Source organism: Sphingomonas oligoaromativorans (genome assembly GCF_011762195.1).
GTDB lineage: Bacteria > Pseudomonadota > Alphaproteobacteria > Sphingomonadales > Sphingomonadaceae > Solisphingomonas > Solisphingomonas oligoaromativorans.
Window position 1 is genome coordinate 393,024 of sequence record NZ_JAASQK010000005.1, and the last position, 8,873, is coordinate 401,896.

The 8,873-nt window shown below is 64.0% G+C and carries 7 protein-coding genes and 1 tRNA gene; 2 read left to right on the forward strand and 6 right to left on the reverse strand.

Going from position 1 to position 8,873, the window contains the following annotated elements:
* Position 1: 1 nt before the first annotated feature.
* From FHS98_RS12710 to FHS98_RS12720, 3 genes are all read right to left on the reverse strand, one after another.
* Positions 2-1,654, reverse strand: coding sequence for a putative bifunctional diguanylate cyclase/phosphodiesterase (locus FHS98_RS12710; RefSeq protein WP_167105499.1), 1,653 nt, complete (start codon positions 1,652-1,654; stop codon positions 2-4).
* A 154-nt stretch (positions 1,655-1,808) separates the two neighbouring features.
* Positions 1,809-4,130: a DNA topoisomerase IV subunit A gene (gene parC, locus FHS98_RS12715; protein ID WP_167105322.1), complete on the reverse strand. Its 2,322-nt coding sequence runs from the start codon at positions 4,128-4,130 to the stop codon at positions 1,809-1,811.
* 62 nt (positions 4,131-4,192) lie between these two features.
* Positions 4,193-4,936 (reverse strand): queuosine precursor transporter, encoded by a 744-nt coding sequence (locus FHS98_RS12720; protein ID WP_167105325.1) that lies wholly within the window; start codon positions 4,934-4,936, stop codon positions 4,193-4,195.
* A 96-nt stretch (positions 4,937-5,032) separates the two neighbouring features.
* Here FHS98_RS12720 and FHS98_RS12725 point away from each other — a divergent pair.
* Both FHS98_RS12725 and FHS98_RS12730 read left to right on the forward strand, forming a co-directional pair.
* Positions 5,033-5,109 (forward strand) — tRNA-Arg (locus FHS98_RS12725).
* Between the two features lie 194 nt (positions 5,110-5,303).
* Positions 5,304-6,251: an HTH domain-containing protein gene (locus tag FHS98_RS12730; protein ID WP_167105328.1), complete on the forward strand. Its 948-nt coding sequence runs from the start codon at positions 5,304-5,306 to the stop codon at positions 6,249-6,251.
* A gap of 63 nt (positions 6,252-6,314) precedes the next feature.
* On the opposite strand, the gene FHS98_RS12735 is transcribed toward FHS98_RS12730, so the two are convergent.
* The 3 genes from FHS98_RS12735 to FHS98_RS12745 form a co-directional block, all read right to left on the reverse strand.
* Entirely contained in the window at positions 6,315-6,983 is a 669-nt protein-coding gene (locus FHS98_RS12735; RefSeq protein ID WP_167105331.1) for a hypothetical protein, read from the reverse strand.
* Between the two features lie 5 nt (positions 6,984-6,988).
* Positions 6,989-7,819, reverse strand: coding sequence for a hypothetical protein (locus FHS98_RS12740; protein WP_167105334.1), 831 nt, complete (start codon positions 7,817-7,819; stop codon positions 6,989-6,991).
* Between the two features lie 285 nt (positions 7,820-8,104).
* Positions 8,105-8,698, reverse strand: a complete 594-nt coding sequence (locus tag FHS98_RS12745; RefSeq protein WP_167105337.1) for a hypothetical protein — start codon at positions 8,696-8,698, stop codon at positions 8,105-8,107.
* Between the last annotated feature and the right edge of the window lie 175 nt (positions 8,699-8,873).

Here is an 8,873-nt window from a genome sequence, read left to right on the forward strand (position 1 = left end):
CTCAGCCGAGCCGGCTGCGCCAGTAAGCGGCGGCCTCGTCGGCCGGCAGCGGCATCGAGTAGAAATAGCCCTGCCCATGGCTGCACCCAAGCGCCGCCAGCGTCTGGGACAGTTCGATCGTCTCGATGCCCTCGGCGGTCGTCGTCATGCCGAGCGCGTCGGCGAGGCTGAGCACGGCGCGCACGATCGCCACCTTGTCGCGATCGGCCAGCATCCCGGAGACGAAGCTGCGATCGATCTTGAGATTGTCGATCGGCAGGCGCCGCAGATAGCTGAGGCTGGAATAGCCGGTGCCGAAATCGTCCATCGCGACGCGGACGTTGAGGCCGCGCAGCGCCTGAAGCGCGCGGGTGGCGCGATCCGGGTCTTGCACGATGGCGCTTTCGGTCAACTCGATGGTCAGCCGCTCTCCCGCGATGCCGTGGGTGGCGAGCGCGGCGGCGATCATGCCGGGCACATCGTCGCGCGCGAGCTGGATGGCCGAGACGTTGACGCTCATCGACAGCGGCACCGGGCCGCCGGCATCCTTGTCCCACGCCGCCAGCGTCGAGAGCGCACTGTCGAGCGCCCAGCGGCCGAGCGGCACGATCAGGCCCGCCTCCTCCGCCACGGGGATGAACTCGCCCGGATCGATCGGTCCGCGCGTCGTATGCTTCCAGCGCGACAGGGCCTCGAAACCGGTGATCCTGTTCGCCGCCAGATCGATGATCGGCTGGTAGGCGAGCCTGAGATCGCCCTGATCGATGGCGCGGCGCAGCTCCGTCTCCAGATCGAGCTTGTAGCGCGCGCAGGCTGCCTCGCCGGGATGATGGACCTCGACCCGTCCGGTCGACTTGGCGCGCTTCAGCGCGAACTGGGCGTTGCGCACCAGCTCCTCGCCGCTGGTCTGCTCCTCGCCGACCAGCGCGCAGCCGATCGCGCATTCGAGCCCCACCTCGAACCGCGCCAGCCGGAAGGGCGTGGAAAGCACCGCCTGAATCCGCCGCGCCGCCGCCGGCGCATCGTCCGGCCCGTGGCTGAGCCGCAGCAGGATGCCGAACTCGTCCCCGCCGATGCGCGCCAGCAGATCGCCCGCACGCAGCGTCGAGATCAGCCGCCGCGCCACCGTGATGATGACCTCGTCGCCCGCGACGCCCCCCAAACTCTCGTTGATACGGCTGAAGCGCGACAGGTCGACCAGCAGCACGGCGTAGCTGGCGCCCGCGCCCTCGGCCATCACATCGTCCACGGCTTCCGCGAAGGCGCTGCGGTTGGGCAGGCCGGTCAGACTGTCGTGCAGCAGTTCGGCACGCAGCGAGCGGGCATTCTCGATCTCGGTGGTGCGATCGACCAGCGTCAGCAGGCAGCGCGGCGGACTGCCCGTGATCCGGATCAGCGACGCGATGTTGACGTGGAAATGGCGGCCCGACACGGCATCGCCGTCGCGCCATTCGAATCGCGTCGGCTCCTCGCCGCCGCTCTGGAAGAATGTCTGGAGCCCGCGCACGATATCGTGGCAGGCGATCACCGGCAGCGGCTGGTTCGAGGGGCGCGACGAATCGAGCTGCTGATAGCGCTCGTTGCAGACGCCCAGCTCGAACTGGCCGGAGGGCAGCGCCGAAACCATGGCCGCCGCGATCGGCAGCGCCTCCAGGAAGGATTCGCGCACGCGCATCGCATGAGCCCAGGCTTCGGGCGAGACGTTGCTGGGCAGGGTCGCCTCCGGCACAGGCCGCAGGACACCCAGCACCGCCCTCTCCTCAGGCGGCGTTTCGCTTTCCCGACTAGCCTCAGCCATACGCATGGCCATCAGGCGTACATCGATCGGGTTAATCTTTGCTTTCGCTGATTTCTTCTGCCGCGGGAGCCGGCGGCGAAGGCGGCGTCACCTGCCCGAAGCGATTGTCGCGCGGGAAGCCCAGCGGCGCCATGCGCCCGCCTGCCCCGCGCGCGGTGCGCCATGGGGTGAGGTCCGACTCGGTGCGGACGCGGCCGGTCTCGCCACCCATCGCCCAACTGATGCCGCCCGCGAAGACGATCGCCATCGCGTCCGACAGCCCTCCGTCCCGGTAGCGCTGGAGCTGGACGCCCGAACCGCGCGCCATCTCGGGCAGCTCGCGGATCGGGAAGACCACCATCTTGCGGTTGTCGCCAACCACCGCGACATAATCGGCGCCCGCCACGACAGGACGGAAGAGGCGCAACTCCGCGCCGGGACGCAGGTTCAGCACCTGCTTGCCCTTGCGCGTTTCCGCCACGATGTCGGCGACCTTGGCGAGGAAGCCGCGTCCGTCCGACGAGGCGACCAGCACGCGATCCTCGCCTCCGCCACGCACCACGGGGAGCAACGCCACCGGCGCGCCCTCGCCCTCCAGATCGACCATCAGGCGCACCGGCTCGCCGAAGCCGCGCCCGCCCGGCAGCTTGTCCGCCGCCAGCGTGAAGACGCGCCCGTTCGCCGCCGCCAGCAGCAGCCGGTCGGTGGTTTGCGCGTGGAAGGCGAACAGCGGCCCGTCGCCTTCCTTGAACTTCAGCGTATCGGCGGCCGCGAGATCGCGATGCCCCGCCATGGCGCGAATCCAGCCGCGCTGGGAGAGGATGACGGTGATCGGCTCGCGATCGATCATCGCCTCCAGCGGGATTTCGCGCGCCGGGCCGGCTTCCGCCACCGTCGTGCGGCGCGCGCCCAGCGCCGTCTCGGGCGCATAGCGCTCGCGCAGCTTGGCGAGATCCTTCTTGAGGCGATTGCGCTGCTTCGTTGGGCTTTCGAGCAGTGCGGCGAGGCCGTCACGCTCCTTGGCCAGCGCGTCGCGCTCCTTCTTGATCTCCATCTCCTCAAGACGGCGCAGGCTGCGCAGGCGCATGTTGAGGATCGCTTCGGCCTGCCGGTCGGTGAGGCCGAATTCGGCCATCATGATCGGCTTGGGCTCATCCTCGCCGCGGATGATCTCGATCACGCGGTCGAGGTTGAGATAGGCGATCAGGAAGCCGTCGAGCAGCTCGATGCGGTCGTCGATCTTGGCCAGCCGGTGCTTCGAGCGATTGACCAGCACCTCGATCTGGTGCGCGACATAGGCCGACAGCGCCTCGGCCAACGACATCACGCGCGGGGTGCGCGTCGCGTCCAGCACGTTGAGGTTGAGCGGCACGCGCACCTCAAGGTCGGTCAGCCGGTAGAGGCTGTCCTTGAGCGTATCGACGTCCACCGTACGGCTGCGCGGCTCCAGCACGATGCGGATCTGCTCGTCCGATTCGTCGCGGACGTCGGCGAGGATCGGCAGCTTCTTCTCGGTGATGAGGGCGGCGATCTGCTCGATCAGCTTGGCCTTCTGCACCTGATAGGGGATTTCGGTGATGACGAGCTGCCAGGTGCCGCCCGAGAGCTTCTCCGGCTCGGCGAAGCGCGCGCGGGTGCGGAAGGCGCCGCGGCCCGTCTCATAGGCTTCGCGGATGGTGGCCGGGCCGTCGGCGACGATGCCGCCGGTCGGGAAGTCCGGCCCCTGCACATATTGCAGCAGATCGGCCGTCGGCGCGCCCGGATGCTCGATCAGGTGGATCGCGGCGTCGATCAGTTCGGCCGCGTTGTGCGGCGGGATCGAGGTCGCCATGCCGACCGCGATGCCGGCCGCGCCATTGGCGAGCAGGTTCGGGAACAGGCCGGGGAAGACCTCGGGCTCCTCTTCCTCGCCATTGTAGGTGGGTTTGAAGCCGACCGTGCCTTCGTCGAGCCCCGACATCAGATCGACGGCGGTCGCGGTCAGGCGGGCCTCGGTGTACCGGTAGGCGGCGGCGTTATCGCCATCGACATTGCCGAAATTGCCCTGCCCGTCGACCAGCGGATAGCGCAGCGAGAAGGTCTGCGCGAGGCGAACCATCGCGTCATAGACCGACTGGTCGCCATGCGGGTGGTACTTGCCGATCGTGTCGCCGACGACGCGCGCGCACTTCTTGTAGGCCGCCGCCGGATCGAGCCGCAGCAACCGCATCGCCCAGAGCAGCCGGCGATGCACCGGCTTCAGCCCGTCCCGCACGTCCGGCAGCGAGCGCGCCGTGATCGTCGAGAGCGCATAAACGAGGTAGCGCTGCGACAGCGCCTCATCGAAGGGAGAATCGGTGAAGGGTTCGGGTTCGATGATGTCGGTCGAGGCCATGCCCTCTGGTTAGCAGGCGCTCCCCGCGCTTGGGAAGCGCCAACGTCCCGTTATGTTCTCGCTCAAAGCGCGGTGCGGAACGGCGTGAAGTTGGTATGCTCGTCGAACACGTCGACGCCTTCCTTGCGCTTGAGGAAGCCGATCACCGCATAGGTGACGGGGGTGAGAATCACCTCCCACGACACCTTCAGCGCCCAGTTGGTGAGGAGCACTTTCAGCACCAGCGCCGGCGTCCAGCTCGGCGCGCCGAGGAAGGCAAGCGGATAGAAGACGAGGCTGTCCACCGCCTGCCCGCACACCGTCGATCCGATGGTGCGCGTCCACAGATGCTTGCCGCGCGTCAGGATCTTCATCCTGGCCATGACGTAGGAGTTGACGAACTCCCCCGCCCAGAAGGCCGCGACCGAGGCGAAGACGATGCGCGGCACCTGCCCGAACACCTGCTCGTAAGCGGCCTGCCCCGTCCAGTCGCGCGCGGGCGGCAGCGACACCACCACCCACGACATGAACGCCATGAACAGCACCGCCCCGAACCCCGCCCACACGCAGCGCCGCGCGCGGGCATAGCCGTACACCTCGGTCAGCACGTCGCCGAGGATATAGCCGACCGGGAAGAAGAGGATGCCGCCACCGAAGGGCCATTCGCCGATCACGGGCAGATCCACCTTGGCCACCTTGCCCGCGCCGATCACGTTGGAGAGCAGCAGGATGGTGACGAACGCCGCCATGGTGAAATCGTAATAGCGCATCGGCCGGCCATGGAGCGTGCCGGCCTCGACGGGCTGGATGGGGGACACGTCGTTCATCGCGTGGCCGGGCGGAGCGGTTGTTGCGCAGTCGTCATGGCCGGGCACAGTATCGCGGTTTCCAGCCCGCGCAATCCGGGCTAAGGCGACCGATGGGCGCCCGTAGCTCAGTTGGATAGAGCACTAGCCTTCTAAGCTTGTGGTCGCAGGTTCGAACCCTGCCGGGCGCGCCAATTTCAAGTCGGCTGGTGTTGGGACAACCTTACCCTGCCCCCCCAGCCACCCTTGCAGCGCCTTTTCCTGCGGCCCTGAATGATCAAGGGCGGGAGAACCACGGATCAGAGCACGAGAGGCTGGTGATCAAAATCCAACGCCGGCAACCACATAGTTAACACATCATCGGTCGCCGCACGCCATAACGAGCCGCGTGACGACTCTCCTTTCCATCGCCGAATCCATCATGCTTGAATTCCGCCAACCGCTCTCAGCGGCGGAAATCGCCGAAGCGGCTCGTGGGTCAGGGAGACTTCCCCATCGCTTCCACGGGCGATCCGTCGCTGCTTCGTTGTTCACAAGGCTCGCCAAGGATGTTCGAAACGAGCACGGTCGCTTCGTTCGGACTGCCCCCGGCCGCTTCCTTCTGCGCTCCCAGCTCGATGATCTAACCATTCCGGCTGAGCGGCGGCGTATATTCGTCTCGCGCCGTTCGCGACGATACCAGCCAAAGCAGATGTTCGCGCCCATGGAGATCGCATCCGCATTGGATCGCGACAACACCAGCCCCTACGTCCGCCGATTCAACGCCAACCAAATGCACTTCGCACCGGTTGATCAGCCGCCTGGCCAAAACTTCGTCCCCGTGTGGTCTGTCGTCTACGTCACAAGGCGCGGACAGCTGCTGAGCTACGAGCACCGCCGTCAGAAAATCGGCTCAGAACGTGTCTACAGGCGGAAGGCGCTTGGCTTTCCCGCACCCGTGCACGACGACGATCAGACGCTTTTTGACCTGAACAACCACGGCGTCGTCAATCGCGGCATCACAACGCTGTCGATGCACATCGGCACCGAAAAAATCGCGCTCTCTAGTCGCCAAGAGCCGATCGCCCAAGTCATGGGCTTTTCGTTAGTCGGCGGTCGCGGCGGCCCGCTTCTGCTAGGCATCGTGCGTTACGAAGCGGATGACTGGTTCGAAGGGCACGCCCGTAGCCTCTCGGTGCGCGACCTCCGTTGGATCGATGCAGAGGCGCCCCTCGGCATCGATCGCCTCGATCTTTATTCGCGCGCCGTGCTCGATCACCTCAGCACGGCGCCCGAGACTACAAATCCGTCGCAATTATCCGCTCAGCCCCAAAGCTTTGTCTTCGACCGAAATTAAAAGCCGTCATGATGCTCGATCGACCCGCTATCGATTACCAACGGATCCGCACCACGGACTGAGCTATCTGATCGGTTCTTCCGACGGCGGTGTCGATTCAGAGGATGCCTCAACACCCATTGGCCGGGGAAGCGGCTTGGGCGACGTCACGTATAGGCGATCGATCAAATAATAGAGCGCTCGGATCGTCGTCATAAAGAGGCTCGACAACACGATGTTACCGCCAACCAGCGGGACCCCCCGCAACCATCGCCTCGGAATGCCCACCTGCCTGTTGCCAATTGTCGCGTGCAGGCCGGATATATGCTGAAACCAATCCGACACCGTAACGCAGCCAATGGCGACGATCGTCACGATCATCGACATGAAGGCCAGATAGCCGAACATCGCGCACACATATTCGCGGCGCGTCAGACGCTCGCGTTCTCCATCTGCTGATGGAAGCAGGATCGCACCGATCTCGATGACTTTATCGAGACCATCAAGATTGCGAGGAAACGTCGCCACCGCCACCAGACCGGCCACGTAAAAGCCAGTTAGCACAGACGAGAAAGTGCCGATCTTGTCGACGAATCCGTCCTTGTGGAAAAAATTGGCGCCGGGAATGAACAGGAACGGCAGCGACATCAACGCCAACAGCCCCAGCATCCCCGGCATGTCTCGCCACACCAGGCGACGACCGCGTGCATCCTCCAGGGTGAGGTAGCGAAGCGGGAAGCCGGTGAGCCCCATCGCCCTCAGCCCTTCGCCATGAGCTTTTGAGCAGCCTCAACCAGCTCCGGAACGACCTCCATCGTGCACGGCGTGAGATCCCGACTGACAACAACCTGCTCGGCTCGCACAAACATGATTTCTGCCGCTTCCGCCTCGCGCTCGAGCTTCACCGTCCGGTGACGATCATCATCAAGGCTGAGATCCAATGAGACATCGTCCCACTCCTGCTCGCGGACCTTCGTCACGAACTTGGCGAGCCCTTCCCGCCAGCCCTTCGAAGTCGGGTCACCGACGATTTTATAGCGCAAACGCTCAAGCGTCGGTTCCGCGATGCCCTCGCTATCAGGCGCATCTGGAATCTTCGTGCGAGTGAGCGTCAAATAATTGATCGAGCCCTTCTTCTTCAGGGCGTCCGTCAAATTCTCTGATTTCTGCCCCAAGGCCTTGAAGGTCGAATACGTCTCCTGTTCGTTCCCCTTCTTATCCTCATAGGCATATTTATAGTCGGTTAGTGCGCCGGCGATGATCTGCTTTACGACGCTCAGGCTCAGACCCGGCATTTCCTCCAGCGCTGCGTTATATGCCCCAGCCTCAAATGATCGGGTGTCGATCACCAGATGCGCTGACACCGCCTGCTCCTCGTCACGCTCCTTCGTAGTCTGCCGAAGGGAGATCCGATCCTCGATAACCTTTCGATACGCGGGATCGGCCGCATCGGGGCTCGTCCGGTGGAACAGCAAAGTCAGTAGCTTCGCCTTCTCGTCATGGACGATCGCAATCAGATCGACGTCATCCCCGTTGGGTTGCCTCACCGAAAGCTTCTTGCTCCTCTGCGCCACACGCAGAGCGTCCAAGACGGAAAGCTGCCCCTCCGCTGCCGTTATCGGCAGAACATACCCATTACGCGCCCTCGGTGAGAACCGAAACTGATAACGCCGCAGAAATCGGCTACGCTTTTCAATCAACTCAACCACCCCCGAACTCGGAATCGGCACCCTCTATTTGAGCGCATCCCCGAGATGAAGCGATATCACGCCCGAGATGGCTCAATTCTGCACGATTTGTGACTGAAATTTGTCCGGCCGGACAGGCACCCGCATAATCTTCGGACGACTCCTGCTTACATTCCAAAGGTTTGATCATCGATGCGACAATCGCTGACGATGGAAAACGTCGATCCCACCATCATCTGCGGCTGACGGGTCAGCCGCTATCGTTTCAAGAACGTCTGACAGGGCTTGGGGAACAAGCGATCGGACAACCTGCTCCGAAGCCTCAAATCCTTCTCGCACGTCTGCCAGAGCCGCTTCATAGGTTCCCAAACGGATGCGCAGCCGATCTTCGAATGCCGCCCTGGACGGCGCGATTGTGGCGAAGAAGGCGAGAAGCACCTCTCCCTCGCTGACCTCAACAACGACAGCGGAATAGAGGGCAGGTTTGCCACCTTTCCGACCCCCACCACCCATCGGCTCTTCTGTATCTGAGCAGCTCGCCTCTTCAGTCAGCAGCACATCAATCAGCCCAGGATCTGCGTCCAATCCGAGCGAAAGTCCGTGGAGCAACAGACCCCGGATGAAATTATCGCGGTCCTGGCAGGCGAAAATCGCACTACCTCCTCCAAACAAGCGGCGCGGCGCCATCAGCCATGCGGCTGGATCGTGCTCGATTCCCTCCCGCGTAAACCGAGCGCCGACATCGGCTGCGAGAACGGCAACGCGTGCGATGCGCCGCATCGAAGTCCTGATTAGACCATCGGTCGCCCGATCATCGCCGAGAGGATCGTCGAACCATACGGTCGGGACCGAAGAAGGTTTGAGGTGGTCCCGCCTTCTTGGACAGTTTGGCGGCTGAGTTAAGCTAATCCCGGTTGTCGTTCATGCCGCCTGTTTGATCATCAGGTCATGGGGG

Excerpts from the sequence above, each read along its gene's own strand:
- FHS98_RS12720 (WP_167105325.1), bottom strand. The coding sequence starts at position 4,936 with ATGAACGACGTGTCCCCCATCCAGCCCGTCGAGGCCGGCACGCTCCAT.
- parC (WP_167105322.1), bottom strand. The coding sequence starts at position 4,130 with ATGGCCTCGACCGACATCATCGAACCCGAACCCTTCACCGATTCTCCC.
- FHS98_RS12735 (WP_167105331.1), bottom strand. The coding sequence starts at position 6,983 with ATGGGGCTCACCGGCTTCCCGCTTCGCTACCTCACCCTGGAGGATGCA.
- FHS98_RS12745 (WP_167105337.1), bottom strand. The coding sequence starts at position 8,698 with ATGCGGCGCATCGCACGCGTTGCCGTTCTCGCAGCCGATGTCGGCGCT.
- FHS98_RS12710 (WP_167105499.1), bottom strand. The coding sequence starts at position 1,654 with ATGCGCGTGCGCGAATCCTTCCTGGAGGCGCTGCCGATCGCGGCGGCC.